The organism is Micrococcus sp. KRD128, assembly GCF_017168395.1.
GTDB classification, from domain to species: Bacteria; Actinomycetota; Actinomycetes; order Actinomycetales; family Micrococcaceae; genus Micrococcus; species Micrococcus luteus.
Map to the genome: position 1 here is coordinate 375,807 of NZ_JABFAX010000015.1, position 19,696 is coordinate 395,502.

The window sequence follows — 19,696 nt, forward strand, 5'->3', positions numbered from 1 at the left end:
GCCGCCCCGGGCCCGCCCCGGGCGGCGGCGACGCGCCGACACGCCTCTGTTTGGTCCGGACGCCCGGCAGCGAGTATGCTGGACCATCGGTGTTCACCGCCCGCACGCTCCCGCATGTCCCGGTGAGGGACCGCCGGACCCGGACGCAGCCGCGGTCGAGGTGCGGGCGAGCAGAACCCGATCTGATCCATTGAAACGTCGAGAGAAGTGAGTCCCAAGTGGTGTACGCGATTGTCCGCGCTGGCGGCCGCCAGGAGAAGGTTTCCGTCGGAGACCTCGTTACCCTCGACCGCGTTCCCGCTGAGACCGGTGGCTCCGTCGAGCTGCCCGCTCTGATGCTGGTGGACGGGGACGAGGTCAAGGCTGGCGCCGATGCCGCCGGTGTGAAGGTGACCGCCGAGGTCGTCTCCCACTCCCGTGGCAAGAAGGTCGTCATCATGAAGTACAAGAACAAGACCGGCTACAAGAAGCGCCAGGGCCACCGCTCTGAGCTGTCCACGGTCAAGATCACCGGGATCGCCTGAGCCGTCACCGGCACCGGCGAAACCGAGCATCCGAGAGGTTAGGCAACAGCAATGGCACATAAGAAGGCCGGCAGTTCATCGAAGAACGGCCGCGATTCGAACCCGCAGTACCTCGGCGTCAAGCGCTACGGCGGCGAGGACGTCAACGCCGGCGAGATCATCGTCCGCCAGCGTGGCACCAAGTTCCACCCGGGCCGCAACGTCGGCCGCGGCAAGGACGACACCCTCTTCGCGCTGTCCGCCGGCTCCGTGGCCTTCGGCCAGCGCCGCGGCCGCAAGGTCGTGGACATCGTCCCCGCCGCGGAGTGATCTGACACTCGTGCGGTCTGCGTGCGGACCCTCGCCCGGCGAGGACACCCGCACCCCCTGACGCCCCGGCGGGGGCGGGCCCGGCATCCACCGGACCCGCCCCCGCCGTCGGCGTCTCCGGCCCCTGGGCCGTCTGAGTCCGATCCCTCCAGCCCCTAGGAGCACTCCCATGGCAGCCTTCGTGGACCGCGTGGTCCTCCACCTCACCGCCGGCAACGGCGGGCACGGGTGCGTCTCCGTGCATCGCGAGAAGTTCAAGCCCCTGGGTGGCCCCGACGGCGGCGACGGCGGCGACGGCGGCGACATCACCTTCGTGGTGGACTCGCAGACCACCACGCTGCTGGACTACCACCACGCCCCGCACCGGTCCGCCGAGAACGGCCAGCCGGGCATGGGAGACCACCGCGAGGGCAAGAACGGCCAGTCGCTCGTGCTCCCCGTGCCGGACGGCACGGTGGTCAAGGACGAGCAGGGCAACATCGTGGCCGATCTCGTGGGGGAGGGTGCGACCTACGTCGCCGCCGCCGGCGGTCAGGGCGGCCTCGGCAACGCGGCTCTGGCCTCGGTGAAGCGCAAGGCGCCCGGCTTCGCGCTGCTCGGCCTGCCGGGGGAGAGCCGGGACCTGACGCTCGAGATCAAGACCGTGGCGGACGTCGCGCTCGTGGGCTTCCCCTCGGCCGGCAAGTCCTCCCTCATCGCGGCCCTGTCTGCGGCCCGCCCCAAGATCGCGGACTACCCGTTCACCACGCTCGTGCCCAACCTCGGGGTCGTGCAGGCCGGCGACGTGCGCTTCACCGTGGCCGACGTCCCGGGCCTGATCCCCGGTGCCTCGGAGGGCCGCGGCCTCGGCCTGGAGTTCCTGCGCCACGTCGAGCGCTGCGCCGCGCTCGTGCACGTCCTCGACTGCGGCAGCCTCGAGTCCGACCGCGACCCGATCGCCGACTTCGAGGCCATCGAGGCCGAGCTCGAGGCCTACGCGGTGGAGCCCGTCTTCTCCCAGGGAGGGGAGGGCGTCGTGCCGCTGAACGAGCGGCCCCGCCTCATCGCCCTGAACAAGACCGACCTGCCCGACGGCGCCGCGATGGCGGACATGGTCCGCGACGAGCTCGAGGGCCGTGGCCTGCGGGTCTTCGACATCTCGGCGCTGGCCCGCGAGGGCCTGGACGCCCTCAAGTACGCCATGGCCGAGCTCGTGGCGGAGGCCCGTTCCCGGGTGGTCGAGCCCGTGCCGGCCGCGCCCGTCGAGGTGCCGCGCCGGCATCGCCGCCGCGGCGAGCGGGCCGAATTCACGATCCGCCGCGAGGAGCGCAACCTCGAGCCGCTGTTCCGCGTGCGCGGCGAGAAGCCCGAGCGGTGGGTGGCCCAGACGGACTTCCAGAACGACGAGGCGATCGGCTACCTTGCGGACCGGCTCCAGCGGGCCGGCGTCGAGGACGGCCTGTTCAAGGCCGGTGCGAGGCCGGGCGACGCCGTGGTGATCGGCGACGACGTCACGGGCGTGGTCTTCGACTGGGAGCCCACGCTGTCCGCGGGAGCCGAGCTGCTCGCCGGGCCCCGTGGCACCGACCTTCGGCTCGACGAGCGCACCCGCGCGACCCGTGCGGAGAAGCGCGCCGAGCAGGATGCCCGCCGGGCCGCCCGTGCGGCGACCCGGGCCGAGATGGAGGCCGAGCGACGCTCCGGCCTGTGGAACGACACCGACGATCGAGAGGGATGATCCATGTCCGTGCGGCGCACCGTCGTCACCCGCTATCCGACCCCCGCCACGCGCGGCTCCGATGACCCGCGGGCCAACCCCGTGACCTCGCGGGAGACGATGCAGGCCGCGCGCCGAGTGGTCGTGAAGATCGGCTCGTCCTCGTTGACCACCCCGGACGGCCTGGACGTGGAGGCCATCGATCGGCTCGTGGACGTCCTCGCCGCCGAGCGGCAGAAGGGCACCCAGGTGGTGCTCGTGTCCTCCGGCGCCATCGCGGCCGGCTTCCCCCACCTCGGGATGGGCCGACGCCCCAAGGACACCGCCACCCAGCAGGCCTCGGCGGCGGTCGGCCAGAGCAAGCTCATGGCGCACTACACCACGAGCTTCGGCCGGCACGACACCGAGGTGGCCCAGGTGCTCCTGACCGCCGAGGAGCTCATGCGGCGCACCCAGTACACGAACGCGCACCGCGCCCTGTCGCGGCTGCTCACGCTCGACGTGATGCCGATCGTGAACGAGAACGACGCCGTGGCCACGCGCGAGATCCGCTTCGGCGACAACGACCGCCTCGCGGCCCTCACCGCCAACCTCTGCAAGGCGGACCTGCTGGTCCTGCTCTCGGACGTGGACGCCCTCTACACGGGCCACCCCTCGAACCCGGACGCGCGGCGCATCCCGGAGGTCACCTCGGACGACGACCTGGCCGGCGTCGACGTGCGCGTGCCCGGTTCCGCGGGCGTGGGCACGGGCGGCATGGTGACCAAGGTGGACGCGGCCGGCATCGCGGCGACCACCGGCATCCCGACCCTGCTGACCTCGGCCGCGAACGCGGGCGCCGCGTTCGCGGGCCAGGACGTGGGCACGTGGTTCTCCGCCACCGGCCGCCGCCGGTCCGCGCGCGCGGCGTGGCTCGGCCTCACGGCGGAGGTCCGGGGCCGGCTCGTCATCGACGACGGCGCGGTGGCCGGGGCGATCGACCGCGGCCGCTCCCTGCTGGCCGCGGGCATCACCGGCTGCACGGGTGACTTCACGCCGGGCGACGTCGTCGAGATCGTGGACGCACACGGCCGGGTGCGGGCGCGCGGCCTCGTGCAGTACTCCTCGTCGCAGCTGCCCGCCATGCTCGGGCGGAAGACCGCCGACCTCCGCGAGGACCTCGGCGCGGGTTACGACGGCGTCGTCGTGCACGCGGACGACTGGGTGCGCCTGGCTCCGCCGCAGCGCTGACCGGCACGGGCTCCGGCCGAGTCGACGGACCGGGCCTCGTGCCTCGTCCGGGGCGCTCGATAGGCTGGAGGCATGCAGACCACCGAGAGCACCGCACCCCAGGATCAGTCCGGCCGCCAGGACGCCGAGGCGCCGACGCCCGAGGTCGAGGAGGCCATCCGCCAACGGGCCGAGTGGGCGCGTCAGGCCGTGCCCGAGCTGGCCACCGCCGGCCGCGTCCGCAAGGACGCCGTCCTGCGCCACATGGCTGAGGCCCTGCGAGCCAACGCGGCCGCGATCATCACGGCCAACCGCGAGGACCGCAACCGCGGCCGCGAGGCCGGCACCTCGGCGGCCATGCTGGACCGGCTCAAGCTGGACGAGGCGCGCGTCGAGGCGCTGGCCCTCGCCCTGGAGACCCTGGCCGGCCTGCCGGACCCCGTGGGCACCGTGGTCCGCGGCGGTCCGCTGCCCAACGGCGTGCGGATGAGCCAGGTGCGGGTGCCCCTGGGCGTCGTGGGCGCCGTGTACGAGGCCCGTCCGAACGTCACGGTGGACATCGCCGGCATCGCACTGAAGTCGGGCAACGGCGTGATCCTGCGCGGCGGCTCGGCCGCGGAGTCCACCAACACGGTCCTGATCCAGGTGCTGCGCGAGGCGCTCGTGGATCAGGGCTTCGACCCCAACATCATCCAGGGCATCGACGATCTCGGACGTCCCGGCGTCGCCGCGCTGATGGCCGCTCGTGGCGCGGTGGACGTCCTCGTCCCGCGCGGCGGCCGTGAGCTGATCCAGCGCGTGGTCCGCGAGGCCCGGGTGCCCGTGATCGAGACGGGTGAGGGCAACGTGCATCTCTACGTGGACGCGGCCGCACCCAAGCAGATGGCGGTGGACATCGCACTCAACTCGAAGACCCACCGGACCTCCGTGTGCAATGCGGCCGAGACCCTGCTGCTCCACCGGGACGCGGAGGAGACGGGCCGCGAAGTGCTGCGCGCCCTCACCCGTGCCGGCGTGCTGCTGCACGTGGACGAGGCCGCGCGGGCCTGGCTGCCCACGCTGGCCGACCGCGGCGACCACGCCCGGGACGCCGTGGACGCCACGGAGGAGGACTGGGGCACCGAGTACCTGGACATGGAGATGGCCGTGCGCGTCGTGGACTCCCTCGACCAGGCGATTGAGCACATCGGCCGGTGGTCCACGGGCCACACCGAGGCCATCGTCACGAACGACCTGGCCGCGGCCGAGCGGTTCATCACCGAGGTGGACGCCGCGGCCGTCATCGTGAACGCGTCCACGCGCTTCACCGACGGCGGCGAGCTCGGCCTCGGTGCCGAAGTGGGCATCTCCACCCAGAAGATGCACGCGCGCGGGCCCATGGGCCTGGAGGAGCTCACGACCACCAAGTGGATCCTGCGCGGCGACGGGCAGATCCGCCGCTGAGCCGGGCTACGATGGACACCAGGACCCCTTCGGCCCGGCCTCGGCCCGGCCGTCTGACCCGCTGCACCGAGGAGCATCCATGCTGAACACCTCCCTGATCCTGGCCGCCGCCGAGGGCCACCACGTCGTCAACGAGCTGCCGATGGACCCCATCTGGTACGGCGTGCTCGTCTTCGCGCTGCTGATGGCCGCCCTGGCCGCCACCATGTCCATGCGCTCCCGCGCGCTGCGCCTGCCCGAGCCCACCACCGCGGTCCAGCACCACGGCACCGGCCGCGGCTCGCACACCTCCGGTCACTGACGTCTCACCGGCCCGCCGCGTCGCCGCCTCCGCCGGGGGCGACGCGGCGGGCCGTCCGTTCGTCTCCTGAGCGCATGACCGTCGCCTCCCGCACCCCCGTCCCCGAGCCCACTGCCGGGGGCGTGCGCCGTCGTCGCCTCGGCATCATGGGCGGCACCTTCGACCCGATCCACCACGGGCACCTCGTGGCCGCCTCCGAGGTGGCCGCCGAGTTCGAGCTGGACGAGGTCGTCTTCGTCCCCACGGGTCAGCCGTGGCAGAAGTCGGACCGGCAGGTCTCCCCGGCCGAGGACCGCTACCTCATGACCGTGGTGGCCACCGCCTCCAACCCCCGGTTCACCGTCTCCCGCGTGGACATCGACCGCCCCGGCGTGACCTACACCGTGGACACGCTGCGGGACCTGCGCCGCCTGCACCCGGACGCCGAGCTGTTCTTCATCACCGGCGCGGACGCCATGGGCCAGATCCTCACGTGGAAGGACGTGGACGAGCTCTGGGACCTGGCGCACTTCGTCGGTGTCACCCGTCCCGGCCACGACCTCTCGGACATGGGTCTGGGCGATGACGTGTCCCTGATGGAGATCCCCGCCATGGCGATCTCCTCCACGGACTGCCGGGAGCGCGTCCGCCGGGGCCGGCCCGTCTGGTATCTCGTCCCGGACGGCGTCGTCCAATACATCGCCAAGCACCACCTCTACGTCTCGGAAGAGGAGACCTCGTGACCGTTCCCCAGACCACCCTGGACGCCCTCACCACCGCCGCAGCCGCCGCCGCGGACAAGCTCGGCACGCACATCGTCGCGTTCGACGTGGCCGAGCGGCTCGGCCTGACCGACGCCTTCCTGATCGCCTCCGGCGCCTCGGAGCGTCAGGTCAACGCGATCGTCGACGGCGTCGAGGAGGCGCTGCTGAAGGACGAGCAGGTCAAGCCGCTGCGTCGCGAGGGCCGGTCCGACGGCCACTGGGTGCTGCTCGACTACGGGCACTTCGTGGTGCACGTCCAGCATCGCGAGGACCGCGAGTTCTATGCGCTGGACCGCCTGTGGAAGGACACCCCGGCGATCGACCTCGGCCTGCCGGAGGAGAGCACCCGCCCGGACGCGGCCGCCCAGGACGACGACGCCTCCGCCTCGCACGCCTCCTGAGCGCGTCCGCGAGATGCGCCTGATCCTGCTGCGTCACGGCGAGACCGACTGGAACGCCCTGGACCGGTACCAGGGGCACACGGACATCGAGCTGAACGCCGAGGGGGAGCGCCAGGCGCGCCGCGCCGCCGGCGGGCCCGTGGGCGATCTGCTCGAGGACGCGGAGGAGCTCGTGGCCGTGTGCTCCCCGCTGGCCCGGGCGCGGCGCACGGCCGAGATCGTCCTCCAGGCCCGGGCGGGCGCCGCGTCCGTGGCCGTCGACCCGGAGCTGATGGAGCTGGCCGGGGGAGAGTGGGAAGGCCTCGAGCTCAGTGCCATCGCGGAACGCTGGCCGGACGAGCACCGCCTCTGGCGGGCCGAGCCGGCGCTCGACGCCGGCCCCGTGGGCGGGGAGACCCTGCGCGGGGGCGGCGAGCGGGCCCTGCGCGCACTGCGCGGACACGTGCCCCCGCACTGGGCGGACTCCGCGCGCGACGGGGGCGCCCAGACCCTGCTCGCCGTGGCCCACGGTGCGCTGATCCGCGCGGCCACGGGGCTGCTCCTGCGTCACGAGGGCGAAGCCTTCGCGGCGATGGAGCGGATCGGCAACGCCCGCGCCGCCGTGCTGCAGGGCGCGTTCACTCCGGACACCGGGGCCGAGGGCTGGGGCGACTGGACGCTCGAGGGCTACGGCATCTGAGGGTGTCCCGGCCCGGACGCCGATTTGGCGCCCGCGCGGGGACCGTGTACGCTGGTCGAGTTGCCAGCGAGGCGAACGGGCCGGAAACGGCGCGTGAATATCGCGGGTGACGCCCGCATCTGGGGGTATGGCGCAGTTGGTAGCGCGTCTGCATGGCATGCAGAAGGTCAGGGGTTCGAATCCCCTTACCTCCACCAGTCAGAAGGCCCGGTCCATACGGACCGGGCCTTCGTCGTCGTCGGGCTCCTGCGCGGGCCCGGGACTCGACCGCCGCCCTGCGACATCACCGCAGTGCAGAACCGCGGTGATGTCGCTCCGCCGCGGTCGGTGCCGGGGACACCCCCGGGAACGCAGCGCGCTCCACCGCCGTGAGTGTGGGTTCCACCGCACGACCCTCCCGTGCGGAGGCGACGGCGGCCTCGAGCACCGCCATCACGGCGACGGCCTGGTCGGGGGTGGCGGCGTCACCGTTCGGGCGGCCGAGGATCGCGTCGCGCACGCCCGCGTAGGACCGCTGCTGGGCTCCGATCGGCGCGGGGACGCGCTCGATGTTCCCCTCCCCGTCGTGCAGGAGGATCGGGTCCGGATCGACGCCCCAGCCCGCGGCGCCGGGGAGCAGACCCGCGCGCAGCTGCGCCTCCTGCTGATCCGGCAGTTCCTTCACCGCGCTGCCGCGCGTGCCGTGGACCGCGAAGCGCGGGCTGCCGCCGGCCACGAGCATCGACGCCTGCAGGACCACGCGCCGACCCGGGTACTGCAGCACGCAGTGCGCCCAGTCCTCGACCGGGGCGCCCGGACGCAGGGCCGCGAGGTCGGCGTCCACGCGTTCGGGGACGCCGAAGAGCAGGAGCGCCTGGTCGACCAGGTGCGGGCCGAGGTCGAACCAGATGCCGCCCCCGGGCACCGCGGCTTCCCGCCAGCGGTCCCGGACGGTCGGGCGGAAGCGGTCGATCCGCGACTCGAGGTGGACGACGTCCCCGAGCCGGCCGGAGCGGACGAGCTCGGCGATGCCCAGGAAGTCGCTGTCGAAGCGACGGTTCTGGAACACCCGCAGCACCCGCCCCGTCGCGGCCGCGAGGTCGCGCAGCTCCCGCGCCTCCGCGAGACTCAGCGTGAAGGGCTTGTCCACCACCACGTGCCTGCCCGCCCTCAGGGCCGTGCGCGCGAGCGACGTGTGCTGGTCGTTCGGGGCGGCGATCACCACGAGGTCCACGTCCCGGCACGCCAGGAGTGCGTCCATGTCGGGCATCACGACGACGTCCGGCAGGTCCGCGTGCACCGCCTCCGGGCGGCTCGAGACGACATGGGTGAGCGCGACTCCCGCCGTGGCGCGGAGGAGCGGGACGTGGAACGTCGTCCCGGCGAAGCCGTAGCCGATCAGCGCGGTGCGGATCGGTGCGTCGGTGGGGGACATGCGGGACCTCCTGGGTTGGCGGCGGGCACGGGTGCGTCCCCTGCACGCTAGGCCGTGGGGCCGCGGCGGTCCATCGACGCCGCCCAGCCGGTTTGCGCGGTTGCCACGGGCCGGGTATCCTATCCAGGTGCTCCAGCCGGTCCGCCGGGAACGGAGTCACCACCCACCTGGGGGTATGGCGCAGTTGGTAGCGCGTCTGCATGGCATGCAGAAGGTCAGGGGTTCGAATCCCCTTACCTCCACCAGTCAGAAGGCCCGGTCCATGCGGACCGGGCCTTCGTCGTCGTACCGGCCCCGTCGTGACCACTCTGTGCTCCGCGCCCCCGCACAGCACCCCCGCCGGTCACGGCCGGGTTGCGGTCCCGCGTCGATCACGCATCGACGTCGCACAGCCCTTTCACGGCAGGCTCTGGGCGGACAGACTCGAGGCGACCCCGCCCATCGAGCCCGGAACACCGGTGCTGCAGAGGCGGGGGCCGCCGGCCCTGTTCGGCCGACTCAGTGAGGAGCTGCCATGTCCGTCATCCGTACCCGTCGTCCCTCCCTCCGTCACCTGCCCGTCGCCGTCGCCGCCGCCGGCCTCATGACCACCGTCGCGCTCGCCGGCCCCGCCGCCGCCTGGGACGACGCCCATGGCCCCCAGGCCGGCTACTTCCAGGCCGTCGACCACGAGAACGTCACCGCGGCCTTCTTCCAGACCTACGACGGCTACGACCCGGAGGACCTCACGCTCACGATCACGCCGGTGGCCGAGGACGGCACCCGCCTGGAGGGCGGCCAGGAGGTCGAGTTCACCGCCCTGGACGTCATCGACGGCGGCGCCGTGGACGTCCTCGAGACCCGCCGCGCGCTCGGCGCGGCCGGTGAAGGCCTCGTGCGGTACGACGTCGTGGCCGACGGGCAGATGCTGAACATGGGCATCACGCTCCAGGAGGACGCCGACCTCGCCGACGATCAGGGGGCGGCCGTGCACTCCGTCGACGGCCCCCAGGCGGCCCACCTCGGGGACCGGCCCCTGGTCTGGGACTCGGCCATGCAGTCGGCTCCCGGGGTGGAGGGCGCCGAGATCGTCCACCTGGTCGCCGCGCCGACGATGGAGAACACCTACGCGGCGGTCGTGTCCGAGCCGGCCCACGGCGAGGTCTTGGCGTTCCGTGACTCGGAGCACTCCGAGCTCCGTGCCTGGTACATCCCCGAGGAGGGCTTCGTCGGCACGGACACCTTCACCGTCGACTTCCACAGCGATCACGTCGCCCATGTCCAGACCGTCACCGTGCACGTCGGCGAGGAGATCCCCGCCGCGTACGACGGCTTCCTCGATGCCGAGGACGGCGTCCTCAACGGGAAGCCGCTCGACCTGACCGACCCGGACACCGCCGCGGCGCTCGCCGCGTTCCGGGCCGACGAGGCCGCCCCGGCTCCGGAGGATGAGGAGGAGCAGCCCGCTCCGGTCGAGGACGACGCCGACGAGCAGCACACGACCCCGGACACCGTCGAGACGGGGCAGTCCACCGGCTGGTGGCTGGCCGGCCTCGGCGCCGCCGTCGCGGGGGTGCTGGTCGCGGCCCGCCGTCGTCTGGGCCTGACCGACTGACAGCCTGCCGCGCACAGATCCGTCGACGCGCCGCCCCTCTCGCACAGAGGGGCGGCGCGTCCGTGTCGGCATGACACGCGGCCGGCAGTCCGCGGGTCAGTCGCCGAGGCCCGCCAGCAGCAGGTCCAGTCCCTCTTCGAAGGGTGCGTCCGCGTACGGGTTCCGCGCCCCCGCCGCGCGCGTGCCCCCACCCGCCCGGAACGCCTCGGCCGCCGCGCCGAACGCGGGCAGCCGCTCCTGCGCCCCCGCCACCTCGAAGATGTCGGCCGGGGCGTCGACGTCGTACGCGGAACCGTAGATGAACGACTCGAGCGCGATCACCCGGGCCAGCACCTGCTCCGGCGCCAGACCGGTCCGGGCCAGTGCCGCGCACACCGTCTCGTAGACCCGCTGCGTCGACGGGGCGCCCTCGATCGGCAGGGTGGCGATGAGCGGGATCAGCGGCGGATGGGCCGCGAAGACGTCCCGGTAGGAGCGCGCCCACGCCCGCAGGGCGGCGTCGACGGGCGCCTCGCCTCGGATCGCGGCCTCCAGCTCGGTGAGCGAGACCTCGCCCATCACGGCGTCCTGCAGCAGGACGAGTAGCTCGTGCTTGCCCCGGATGTGGTTGTAGAGCGCGCTCGGTGCGACGCCCAGGCGACGGCCGACCGCCGCCATGGTGAGCCCTTCGTATCCCTCGGTGCGGGCGACCGCGAGCGCCGCATCCGCGATCGCTGCGCGGCTCAGAGCGGGGGAGAGGGGTCGTCCGCGGCGGCGGCGCGTCCGAGGCGGTTCAGGGGTCTCGTCCATCCGGCCATTCTGACCCGTGGGACGGGCTGGATATGTCAGGCCGGCTACGAACCGGCCTTCCCTTCCCGGCGCGCGGCCCGTACAGTGAGCGCCGACACTCTAAATGAACGGCATTCACCTGGGCCTCGCCCGATGCCCCGTCCCCGCCAGAGGAGCACCCCATGACCACCGCCCCCGCCACCGTCGGCCGCGAGCGCCGGACGAGCGACGTCGTCGTGATCGGCGCCGGCCCGGCCGGCCTCATGGCCGCCCGCACCGCGAAGGCCCAGGGCCTGTCCGTCACCGTCCTGGAGGCGCGCCGGCGCGTCGGTGGCCGCACCTGGAACGGCCTGGTCGAGGGCACGGACGGCAAGGACCACTTCATCGAGATCGGCGGCCAGTGGATCTCCCCGGACCAGACCCGCCTCATCTCCCTGGTGGAGGAGCTCGGCCTGCCGACGTTCCCCCGGTTCCGTGACGGTCGCAACGTCTATGTGGACCCGCGCGGAGAACGCCACGTCTACGACGGCCTCGACTTCCCGGTGGCCGAGAAGACGGACCGGGAGATGGATCGCCTGATCGCCAAGATCGACGAACTGACCGCCGAGATCGACGCCGCCGCCCCGTGGGAGCACCCGCGGGCCGCCGAGCTGGACAAGATCTCCTTCCGCCACTGGCTGGAGCAGGAGTCCGAGGACCCGGAGGCCATCGACAACGTCTCCATCTACATCGCCTCCGGCATGCTGACCAAGCCCTCCCACACCTTCTCCATGCTCCAGGCGCTGCTCATGTCCGCCTCGGCGGGGTCGTTCCGCAACCTGGTGGACGAGGACTTCATCCTGGACCAGCGCGTCGAGGGCGGCATGCAGTCCGTGTCCCTGGCCATGGCCGCCGAGCTGGGCGACGACGTCGTCCTCGGCCAGCCGGTGCGCACCGTGCGCTGGGCCGAGCCGGACCCGTCCACCGCGGACGAGAAGAACGGGGTGGCCGCGGACGTGCGCAACGGCGTGGCGCACGACGGCGCCGCCGGCGACGTCGTGGCGCTCACCGACGACTACGAGGTGCACGCCCGCTACGCGGTCCTGGCCGTCCCGCCGAACCTCTACAGCCGCATCTCCTTCGAGCCGCCGATGCCGCGCGAGCAGCAGATCGCGCACCAGCACATCTCCATGGGCCTGGTCATCAAGGTGCACGCCGTGTACGAGACCCCGTTCTGGCGCGAAGAGGGCCTGTCCGGCACATGCTTCGGCGGCGGCCGTCTCGTCCAGGAGATCTATGACAACACCAACCGCGGCGAGAACCTGGCCGGTGGCGCCCCGGGCGAGGAGGACCCGCACGGCACCCTCGTCGGCTTCGTGTCCGACGTGTACGCGGAGCAGATGTGGGCGCTGCCGGAGGAGGAGCGCAAGGCCGCGATCCTCGGCGCCATGGCCGAGTACCTCGGCCCCCGGACCCTCGAGCCGATCGCGTTCTTCCTCTCGGACATGGCCGCCGAGGAGTGGACCCGAGGCGCCTACGCCACCAGCTACGACCTCGGCGGGCTCTCCCGCTGGGGCCACCTCCAGAACCGCCCGACCGGCCCCATCCACTACGCGTGCTCGGACATCGCAGCCGAGGGCTACCAGCACGTGGACGGCGCGATCCGCATGGGCGAGGCCGCCGCCCTGGCCATCGCCGAGCGGGAAGCCACCGACGCGGGGCAGCCCACCGGCTGACCGGCCCGACGGACAAGGACATCCTCATGAGCGCATCCACCCCACGACGCCGCGTCGTCGACAATGAGGGACACCAGCACGTGTACCCGACCACCTCCGCCATCGAGCAGGTCAACCTGCTCAACCCGGGCGGGGTGAGCAACAAGGGGCTCCAGGCCGGCAAGGTCGGCCTGCTCGGGGCGGTGGTGATCGGCGTCTCCGTCGTCGCCCCCGCCTACACGTTGACCTCGGGCCTCGGGCCGACCATCAGCACCGTCGGCACCCACGTGCCCGCGATCCTGCTGCTCGGCTTCATCCCGATGCTCCTGGTGGCCCTCGGCTACCGGGCGCTGAACACGCGGGTGCCGGACTCCGGCACGTCCTTCACCTGGGCCACGCACGCCTTCGGGCCGTATGTCGGGTGGATGGGCGGCTGGGGGCTCATCGCCGCCTCCGTGATCGTGCTGTCCAACCTGGCGGCCGTCGCCGTCGACTTCACGTTCCTGCTGCTCGCCCAGATCACCGGGAGCCAGGCCATCGCGGACCTGGCCGGCAACCTGTGGGTCAACATCCCCCTGACCCTGGTGTACCTGGCCCTGGCCGGATGGATCTCGCACCGCGGCATGGAGACCACCAAGCACCTGCAGTACATCCTGGTGGCCTTCCAGATCCTGGCCCTCGGCGCGTTCGCCGTCGCCGCCCTGACGCAGTCCTCCCGTGGTGCGGGCTTCGACCCCACTCCGGTGCAGCTGGACTGGTTCAACCCGTTCACCGCGGGCGACTTCAGTGTGGTCGCGGCCGGCGTCTCCCTGTCCATCTTCCTGTTCTGGGGCTGGGACGTGACCCTCACGATGAACGAGGAGACCAAGGACCCCGAGCGCACCCCCGGCCGGGCCGCCGCCGTCACCGTGTTCGTCATCATCGCCGTCTACATCCTGTCCGCCCTGGCCGTGATCTCCTGGGCGGGCATCGGCTCCGAGGGCCTGGGCGCGGGCAACCCGGACAACCAGGAGTCGATCTTCGCGGTCCTCGCCGGCCCGATCCTGGGCCCCTTCGCCGTGATCATGTCCAGCGCGATCCTCGTCAGCTCCCTGGCCTCCCTGCAGTCCACCATGGTCTCCCCGGCCCGCACCCTGCTGGCGATGGGCTTCTACCGGGCCGTTCCCGCGCGCTTCGCCGAGCTGAGCCCCCGGTTCAACAGCCCGGCCTTCGCGACCTGGGTGTGCGCGGGCTTCGCCGGCCTCTTCTACGTCATCACGCGGCTGCTCTCCGAGAACGCCCTGTGGGACACCATCACCGCCCTGGGCCTGATGATCTGCTTCTACTACGGCATCACCGCCCTGGCCTGCGTCTGGTACTTCCGCCGCGAGTGGTTCACCTCGGTGGGCAACGCCCTCACCACCTTCCTGTTCCCGCTGATCGGCGGCCTCGTGCTGCTGGTGATGTTCTGCGTGACCGCGCTGGACTCCACCGACCCCGACTACGGCTCCGGCTCGTCCGTGTTCGGCGTCGGCACCGTGTTCATCCTGGGCATGGGCGTGCTGGCCATCGGCGTGGTACTGATGATGTGGACGCGGCTGCGCCACCCGGCCTACTTCCGTGGCGAGACCCTGCCGCAGACGGACTCGACTCGACCCGTCCCGATCATCCGTCCGGACGACGACGGCACTGCCGTGGTCCGGGACCCGAACGAGAGGACCCACTCATGAGCACCCCCACCGGCTATCGCGTGCAGGACCCCAGCACCGACCAGGTCGTGGAGACCTTCCCCGCCCTCACCGACGGTGAGGTCGACCAGCTGCTGGCCGCGGCCGAGACCGCCCAGCGCGCGTGGGCCGCCCGCCCCATCGAGGAGCGCGCCGCCATCGTGCAGAAGGTCGCGGACCTCTTCGAGGAGCGCAAGGACGAGCTCGCGCAGATCATCGCCACCGAGATGGGCAAGCGCGTGACCGAGGGCGTCGAGGAGGCGGAGTTCAGCTCGGCCATCTTCGGCTACTTCGCGGACAAGGGCCCCACCCTCGCCGCGGACCGCCCCATCGAGACCTTCGAGGGCGGCCGCGCCATGATCCGCCACCTGCCCCTGGGCGTGCTGCTGGGGGTCATGCCCTGGAACTTCCCGTACTACCAGATCGCCCGTTTCGCCGCGCCGAACCTCATGCTCGGCAACGCGATCGTGCTCAAGCACGCCGAGATCTGCCCGCGCTCGGCCCTGGCCGTGCAGCAGATCATGGACGACGCCGGCGTGCCGGCCGGCGTGTACACCAACGTGTTCGCCACGCACGACCAGATCGCCGAGTTCATCGCCGACCCGCGCGTGGCCGGCGTCTCCCTGACCGGCTCCGAGCGGGCCGGCTCCGTGATCGGCGCGCTCGCGGGCCAGCACCTCAAGAAGGCCGTCCTCGAGCTCGGCGGGTCGGATCCGTACATCGTGCTCGACGCCGAGGATCCGGCCGAGGCCGCCCGCACCGCGTGGGCGACCCGCATGTACAACATGGGCCAGGCCTGCAACTCCAACAAGCGCATGATCGTCTCTGCGGACATCCATGACGCCTTCGTGGCCGAGCTGGTGTCCCTGGCCGAGGCCATGAAGCCCGGGGAGGCCGCGGACGAGGACCCGACGGTCTTCACCCCGCTGTCCTCGCGCGGTGCCGCCGAGGGCCTGGCCGAGCAGGTGGAGCGGGCCCGGCAGCAGGGCGCGACCGTCCACGTCGGCGGGACCGTCACGGACGAGGCGGGCGCCCGCTTCGCCCCGGCCGTGATCACGGGCGTCACCTCCGAGATGGACGCCTACCGCGAGGAGCTCTTCGGCCCCGTCGCCGTCGTCTACAAGGTGGAGTCCGCGGACGAGGCTCTCGCCCTCGCCAACGACTCCCAGTACGGCCTGGGCGGCGCCGTGTTCTCCCGGGACGAGGCCCAGGCCGAGCGGATCGCCCGGCAGCTCGAGGTCGGCATGGCCAACGTCAACACGCCGGCGGGCGAGGGGGCGGAGATCCCGTTCGGCGGCGTCAAGCGCTCTGGCTTCGGCCGCGAGCTCGGCCCGCTCGGCATGGACGAGTTCGTCAACAAGCAGATGTACTTCGTCCAGGACTGACACCCCACGACGACGACGGGCCCGCCTCCGGTGACCGGAGGCGGGCCCGTCCGCGTCCCGCCGGCGTGGCGGGAGCGATGGGTCAGCGACGCGCCTGCCGCACAGCGGGTTCTAGGCTGGCGCGCCCTTGTCCCTTCATCCGAGGCGTGGCCATCATGGACCGGATCCCCGTCGAGAACTGCAGAATCGAGAATGTCTGATGTACCCCACCCCGATGACCTTCGACGTGGCGCGTGCCGGCCGCGCTCTCGCCCAGGTCAGTGTCCGCACCCTGGCCACCGCGGCCGGCCTCGAGAAGGAGCAGCTGCGCCGCTTCGAGAAGGGGCTGGCCGACCTGCGGGTGGATGAGCGTCTGCGTCTGGAGAAGGCCCTGCTGAAGTACGGCGTCGGGCTGGTCCCGGAGGACGAGTTCGGCGGCACGGGGGTCCGCCGGATCTTCTCCGCCGAGAAGTCCCGGCGCATCAAGGCCATGGAGAACGAAGGCGGCCCGGCGTACGAGGACGACATCTGAGTCCTGTGCCGACAGGCGGACGGCCCCGCATCCCGGACAGGGATGCGGGGCCGTCGTCGTCGGTCCGCCGGGGGCGGCGTCTCAGGCGGACTGCAGCGCCTTCGTGACCTCGCTCAGGCCCTCCTTGAGGAGGTCCTCGCCGATGGTCAGCGGCGGCAGGAAGCGCACGACGTTGCCGTAGGTGCCGCACGTGAGCAGGATGACGCCGGTGGCGCGCACGGCCGCGGCCACGGTGGCGGTCAGCGTCGCGTCCGGCGCGCCGGTGGCGGGGTCCACGAACTCGATCGCCATCATCGCGCCGCGGCCGCGGACCTCGGCGATGCGGTCGTCCGCGTTCTGCTCGAAGTGCTCGCGGATGACCTGCTCGATCCGGCGAGCCTTCTCGAGGAGGCTGTCCTCCTCGACGGCCTCGAACACGGCGAGCGCCGCCGCCGTGGCGACGGGGTTGCCGCCATAGGTGCCCCCGAGGCCGCCCGGGTGCACGGAGTCCATCACCTCGGCGCGGCCGGTGACGCCGGAGAGCGGCATGCCGCCGGCGATGCCCTTGGCGGTCGCCATCAGGTCCGGCTCGATGCCCTCGGTCTCGGAGGCGAACCAGGCGCCGGTGCGGGCGATGCCGGACTGGACCTCGTCCGCGATGAACAGGACGTCGTTGGCCTTGCACCACGCGACCACGGCCGGCAGGAAGCCCTCGGCCGGGACGATGAAGCCGCCCTCGCCCTGGATCGGCTCCATGATCACGGCGGCCAGGTTGTCGGCACCGATCTGCTTCTCCAGCGCGGAGACGGCGCGCTGCGCGGCCTCGGCGCCGGACAGGCCGTCGCGCAGCGGGTAGGAGCCGGGCACGCGGTAGATCTCGGGGGCGAACGGTCCGAAGCTGTGCTTGTAGGGCATGGACTTGGCGGTCAGCGCCATCGTCAGGGTGGTGCGGCCGTGATAGGCGTGGTCGAACGCGGCCACGGCCTGCTTGCCGGTGTAGGCGCGGGCCACCTTGACGGCGTTCTCCACGGCCTCGGCGCCGGAGTTGAACAGGGCGGTGCGGGTCTCGCCGGGGATCGGGCTGGTGCGGTCCAGCTGCTCGGCCACGGCCACGTAGCCCTCGTAGGGCGTGATCATGAACGAGGTGTGGGTGAACTGCGCGACCTGCTCCTGGACGGCGGCCACGACGCGCGGGTGGGAGGCGCCCACGGAGGTGACGGCGATGCCGGAGGCCAGGTCGATCAGGCGGTTGCCGTCCACGTCCTCGAGGATGCCGCCCGCGGCGCGGGCCGCGTACACCGGCATGGTGGTGGCCACTCCGGCCGGGACGGCGCGCTTCTGGCGCTCGGCGAGCTCACGGGAGCGAGGGCCGGGCAGCTCGGTGGCCAGATGGCGGGTCTGCTCGAGGTCGGGGGTGGCGGTCATGGGGATGCCTCCTGGGGACGGCTCACGGGGAGCGGGGACGACGGGTGGGCACGACGACGACGCGTCGGGCCGCGTCCTCCCATGGTGGGGCGTCGAGTCCATGCCGTCCAGTGATGATCTGGCATGAAGGCTATGCTCATCCGGCATGGAGGAGAAACTGCTCAGGGCCTTCGTCACAGTGGCCGAGGTCGGCACGGTCTCGGGGGCCGCGATCCGCCTGGATCTCGTGCAGTCCGCGCTCAGTCGGCAGCTGCAGCGGCTTCAGCGTGAGCTGCGCCTGCCCCTGTTCGCCCGGGTCGGCGGCCGTCTCGAGCTGACGACGGCCGGCGAGGCGTTCCTCCCGGTGGCGCGCGAGGTCCTCGTCGCCCATCGACGGGCGGAGCAGGCGGCCCGCGCGCTCGCCTCCGGTCGGCTCACGGACGTGGCCGTGGCCGCGCCGGGCACCACCCTCATCGACGTCGTGCTGCCGTTCGTGGCCACCTTCGGGGAGGAGGACCCGCGCCCGCGCGTCGCGGAGACCCAGCTGGACGACTCGCTGCTCGACGCCGTCGCGCGGCACGACCTCGTGGTGATGCCGACGGTGCCGCCGCCCTCCGTCGCGTCGCTGCCGCTGATGGACCTGCCGGTCTGGGCGTACGTCGCCCCGGGCCACCCCTGGGCGGGCCGGACGCGGGTGTCCCTCGACGACCTCGTGGCCCAGCCCGTCGTCGCGCCCGCCCGCACCTTCATGGCTCGGCGCGTCCTCGACGGCGCCGTGGCCGTGGCGGGCCTCACGCCGCCGGCCCTCGTCGAGGCGAACTCCGGGCGGGTGGCCCAGGCCCTGGTCGCGACGGGGGCGGGCGTCGCCGTCGTCACGGAGGACCCGGCCTTCGGGTTGACGCCGGTGCGGGTCATCGCGCAGGGGCGGACGCTCACGGTGCGACTGCACGCGGCATGGCGGGAGGATCACTTCGCCGCCGAGACGCTGGAGGCGATCGCCCGCCGGCTGCAGGCCTTCGTCCGGGACCGCTATGCCGAGCCCGGGGATGGGGCGTCTCACAGGAAGAGTGAGTGAATTCGGCGGCAGTGGACAGGCAGCGCTCAACATATGCACAAGTTGCAGATAGGGTCGAGGTGTCCGTGACCCACATCACCTGCACCGACCCCGGGTGACCCACGCCCGCACCGCCGAACCGGAGGACCCCATGTCCCTGCAGTTGCCCGCCCGCCTGTCCGCCACCGCCCTCGGTGCCGCCGTCCTCGTCGGCGTCGCCGCCGCCCCGGCCCACGCCGCCACCTGGACGCCCGAGCACGGCACCCCGTCCGGCACGTTCGTCCGCGCGGACGAGGACCTGATGGAGTTCGTCCTCTACGACAACTTCGCGACCGAGGACATCCGCGCCGTCGTCGTCACCGCGTCGGGGGAGGAGACCGAGATCCAGGTCGACTTCATCACCGAGGACGACATGGGCGCCGTGTTCCTGCGCGACATCGAGCAGGCCCTCGGCGGCGACCTGGCTCAGCCCTACGAGGTGCACGTCTACGGCGCCGGCCAGCTCGCCTTCGGCGCGGCCTTCGCCGCCGACGGCACCATGACCCCGATCGAGGCCGAGGAGTTCATCCCGTTCGAGGACTGGGCCGAGGTCGCCACGTGGCGCGTCTACACGGACCAGAACGCGACCGTCGTCGAGTCCCTCGTGACCGAGGACGGCGGCGTGCCGAGCCCGATCGACGCCGAGCTCACCGTCGCGCCGCAGCACGGGACCGTCGAGATCGGCGGCACCTCCTTCGGCTACACCCCGGACAAGGACTTCCTCGGGACTGACACCTTCACCGTGGTGATGACCGCGAACGGCGTCACCCGCACGGTCGAGTTCACCGTCGAGGTGCTCGACCTGCCGGGCGACTCCACGCCCACCCCGATCGACCCGGCACC

19 protein-coding genes and 2 tRNA genes are annotated in these 19,696 nt (G+C 72.4%); 18 read left to right on the top strand and 3 right to left on the bottom strand.

Annotation, left to right across the window (positions count from 1 at the left end; translation table 11 throughout):
* Positions 1 to 218 precede the first annotated feature (218 nt).
* The 10 genes from rplU (at position 219) to J1M44_RS07995 (ending at position 7,502) form a co-directional block, all read left to right on the top strand.
* Complete coding sequence (gene rplU / locus J1M44_RS07950; RefSeq protein WP_002853919.1) at positions 219 to 524, top strand: 50S ribosomal protein L21; 306 nt, start codon at positions 219 to 221, stop codon at positions 522 to 524.
* A 51-nt stretch (positions 525 to 575) separates the two neighbouring features.
* Entirely contained in the window at positions 576 to 833 is a 258-nt protein-coding gene (rpmA, locus tag J1M44_RS07955) for a 50S ribosomal protein L27 (protein WP_002853915.1), read from the top strand.
* Positions 834 to 1,002: 169 nt separating this feature from the next.
* The gene (gene obgE, locus J1M44_RS07960) at positions 1,003 to 2,550 is read left to right on the top strand and encodes a GTPase ObgE (RefSeq protein ID WP_002853912.1); all 1,548 of its coding nucleotides are present in this window, start codon (positions 1,003 to 1,005) and stop codon (positions 2,548 to 2,550) included.
* Positions 2,551 to 2,553: 3 nt separating this feature from the next.
* Complete coding sequence (proB, locus tag J1M44_RS07965; protein ID WP_144824156.1) at positions 2,554 to 3,759, top strand: glutamate 5-kinase; 1,206 nt, start codon at positions 2,554 to 2,556, stop codon at positions 3,757 to 3,759.
* Between the two features lie 72 nt (positions 3,760 to 3,831).
* Positions 3,832 to 5,181 (top strand): glutamate-5-semialdehyde dehydrogenase, encoded by a 1,350-nt coding sequence (locus tag J1M44_RS07970; RefSeq protein ID WP_144824155.1) that lies wholly within the window; start codon positions 3,832 to 3,834, stop codon positions 5,179 to 5,181.
* Between the two features lie 79 nt (positions 5,182 to 5,260).
* Complete coding sequence (locus J1M44_RS07975; RefSeq protein ID WP_002853906.1) at positions 5,261 to 5,482, top strand: hypothetical protein; 222 nt, start codon at positions 5,261 to 5,263, stop codon at positions 5,480 to 5,482.
* Between the two features lie 74 nt (positions 5,483 to 5,556).
* Positions 5,557 to 6,204, top strand: a complete 648-nt coding sequence (gene nadD, locus J1M44_RS07980; protein ID WP_002853904.1) for a nicotinate-nucleotide adenylyltransferase — start codon at positions 5,557 to 5,559, stop codon at positions 6,202 to 6,204.
* Positions 6,201 to 6,626, top strand: a complete 426-nt coding sequence (gene rsfS, locus J1M44_RS07985; RefSeq protein WP_144824154.1) for a ribosome silencing factor — start codon at positions 6,201 to 6,203, stop codon at positions 6,624 to 6,626. The genes nadD and rsfS overlap by 4 nt, the downstream gene beginning before the upstream one ends.
* Positions 6,627 to 6,639: 13 nt before the next feature.
* Entirely contained in the window at positions 6,640 to 7,305 is a 666-nt protein-coding gene (locus J1M44_RS07990) for a histidine phosphatase family protein (protein WP_144824153.1), read from the top strand.
* Positions 7,306 to 7,426: 121 nt separating this feature from the next.
* A tRNA-Ala gene (locus J1M44_RS07995) sits at positions 7,427 to 7,502 on the top strand.
* 86 nt (positions 7,503 to 7,588) lie between these two features.
* Here the strand turns inward: J1M44_RS07995 and J1M44_RS08000 are convergent.
* Entirely contained in the window at positions 7,589 to 8,719 is a 1,131-nt protein-coding gene (locus tag J1M44_RS08000) for an oxidoreductase (protein WP_144824152.1), read from the bottom strand.
* 169 nt (positions 8,720 to 8,888) lie between these two features.
* Between J1M44_RS08000 and J1M44_RS08005 the strand changes: the two genes are divergently transcribed.
* A tRNA-Ala gene (locus J1M44_RS08005) sits at positions 8,889 to 8,964 on the top strand.
* A gap of 269 nt (positions 8,965 to 9,233) precedes the next feature.
* Positions 9,234 to 10,313: a hypothetical protein gene (locus J1M44_RS08010; protein ID WP_144824151.1), complete on the top strand. Its 1,080-nt coding sequence runs from the start codon at positions 9,234 to 9,236 to the stop codon at positions 10,311 to 10,313.
* A 96-nt stretch (positions 10,314 to 10,409) separates the two neighbouring features.
* Here the strand turns inward: J1M44_RS08010 and J1M44_RS08015 are convergent, their stop codons facing one another.
* A complete protein-coding gene (locus J1M44_RS08015) occupies positions 10,410 to 11,102 on the bottom strand; it encodes a TetR/AcrR family transcriptional regulator (RefSeq protein ID WP_126860257.1) in 693 nt (230 codons plus the stop codon).
* Between the two features lie 161 nt (positions 11,103 to 11,263).
* Here J1M44_RS08015 and J1M44_RS08020 point away from each other — a divergent pair, with 161 nt between their 5' ends.
* The 4 genes from J1M44_RS08020 to J1M44_RS08035 all read left to right on the top strand — a co-directional run bounded on the left by J1M44_RS08020 (position 11,264) and on the right by J1M44_RS08035 (position 16,377).
* A complete protein-coding gene (locus tag J1M44_RS08020) occupies positions 11,264 to 12,796 on the top strand; it encodes a flavin monoamine oxidase family protein (RefSeq protein ID WP_144824150.1) in 1,533 nt (510 codons plus the stop codon).
* Positions 12,797 to 12,822: 26 nt separating this feature from the next.
* Positions 12,823 to 14,484 carry an APC family permease gene (locus tag J1M44_RS08025; RefSeq protein ID WP_144824148.1) on the top strand — a complete coding sequence of 554 codons (1,662 nt, stop codon included), beginning with the start codon at positions 12,823 to 12,825 and terminating at the stop codon, positions 14,482 to 14,484.
* The gene (locus J1M44_RS08030) at positions 14,481 to 15,866 is read left to right on the top strand and encodes an NAD-dependent succinate-semialdehyde dehydrogenase (RefSeq protein WP_144824146.1); all 1,386 of its coding nucleotides are present in this window, start codon (positions 14,481 to 14,483) and stop codon (positions 15,864 to 15,866) included. Before J1M44_RS08025 ends, J1M44_RS08030 begins: the two co-directional genes overlap by 4 nt.
* A 199-nt stretch (positions 15,867 to 16,065) precedes the next feature.
* Positions 16,066 to 16,377 carry a hypothetical protein gene (locus tag J1M44_RS08035; RefSeq protein ID WP_115261199.1) on the top strand — a complete coding sequence of 104 codons (312 nt, stop codon included), beginning with the start codon at positions 16,066 to 16,068 and terminating at the stop codon, positions 16,375 to 16,377.
* An 81-nt stretch (positions 16,378 to 16,458) separates the two neighbouring features.
* Here the strand turns inward: J1M44_RS08035 and gabT are convergent, their stop codons facing one another.
* Positions 16,459 to 17,781: a 4-aminobutyrate--2-oxoglutarate transaminase gene (gene gabT, locus J1M44_RS08040; RefSeq protein ID WP_144824144.1), complete on the bottom strand. Its 1,323-nt coding sequence runs from the start codon at positions 17,779 to 17,781 to the stop codon at positions 16,459 to 16,461.
* Positions 17,782 to 17,926: 145 nt separating this feature from the next.
* Between gabT and J1M44_RS08045 the strand changes: the two genes are divergently transcribed.
* Positions 17,927 to 18,835 carry a LysR family transcriptional regulator gene (locus tag J1M44_RS08045; RefSeq protein WP_098471630.1) on the top strand — a complete coding sequence of 303 codons (909 nt, stop codon included), beginning with the start codon at positions 17,927 to 17,929 and terminating at the stop codon, positions 18,833 to 18,835.
* 94 nt (positions 18,836 to 18,929) lie between these two features.
* A partial coding sequence (locus tag J1M44_RS11960; RefSeq protein WP_206480837.1) for an Ig-like domain-containing protein occupies positions 18,930 to 19,696 on the top strand: 767 nt, incomplete at its 3' end.